The organism is Pseudomonas thivervalensis, from assembly GCF_001269655.1.
In the GTDB taxonomy this organism is placed as follows: domain Bacteria; phylum Pseudomonadota; class Gammaproteobacteria; order Pseudomonadales; family Pseudomonadaceae; genus Aquipseudomonas; species Aquipseudomonas thivervalensis.
The window spans coordinates 1-1,037 of sequence record NZ_LHVE01000023.1 but is presented as its reverse complement, the minus strand read 5'-3'; the positions used below and the strand labels follow the sequence as shown (position 1 = coordinate 1,037).

The 1,037-nt window shown below is 65.8% G+C and carries 1 pseudogene; it reads right to left on the bottom strand.

Features of this window, described 5'->3' with window-relative positions:
- Positions 1-1,037: pseudogene (locus tag AD659_RS28810) on the bottom strand (RHS repeat protein); the annotation flags it as partial.

Below are 1,037 nucleotides of genomic sequence, written 5' to 3'. Positions count from 1 at the left end.
CCTGGGGCGTGCCCAGGTGGTCGAGGTGGTAGTAGAACGGCGTGGCTTTTTCCGGGCCTTCGCCGTTGAGCATCGCCAGTGGACGGAAGGTGCCCGGTTCGTAGATGTAGCTGCGGTGATGGCGCGGGCTGTTTTCGGCGACGAGCTGGTCGCCCTGCCAGAAAAATTCCGTGGTCAGGCCGTCCACGGTCTTGCTGATCCGTCGGCCGAAGGCGTCGTAGCGGTAGGACGTTTCGCGGCCGTCGGCCGTGGTGACGCCGATCAGGCGGTGTTGGCTGTCGTAGCGGTAGGCGCTGACCAGGGCCTGGCCGTGGCGTTCGCGGATCAGGTTGCCGAAGGCGTCGTAGTCGTAGTGGCGGTCACCCTCCCTCAGCAGGCGGTTGCCCTTGACGGTGGTCGGGCCGGGGCGGTCCTGCATCAACAGGTTGCCGGCCGGGTCGTGGCTGAAGTGTTCCGGCGGCTCGCTGTGGGAAAAGTCGATGCGGGTCAGGCGATCTAGAGGATCGTACTGGTAGCTGCGGCGGTTTCGGTGGTCGGAAAGGGTCTGGAGGTTGCCTTTGGGGCTGTAGGTATAATCGCGCCAGAACAGTTGCTGCTGTGGGTTCTGCCACACGGTTTGGGCTTTGAGGCGGCCTTGTTCGTCGTACGCATAGTCACTGAGCAGCCGGCCCTGCTGGCGCTGTCGTTCGCGACCGCCGTCAAAGCGGTGCTCGGTCAAGCGCGCGCCGTTGAGGTCGATGGCGGTCAGCGCACCACCCGGGGCGTGGTGGTAGTCGAGCCGGCTGTCGTCTGGCAGGCGCAGGTGGTTGAGGCGTCCGCAGGCATCGTAGCGATAGCGCAGGGTGCCCCAGCCCTGGTGTTCAGTGACCAGCCGGTTCTGGGCGTCGTATTCGAAGGCCAGCGGATGGTCGCTGCCGTCGTCGACGTGGACCAGCCGGCCCAACTCGTCATAGCGGTATTCGGTGGCCTGGCCGTCGGGCAAGGTCTTGACCCGCAGTCGCCCGGCCGCGTCACGCTGGTAACGGGTAACCCATTGC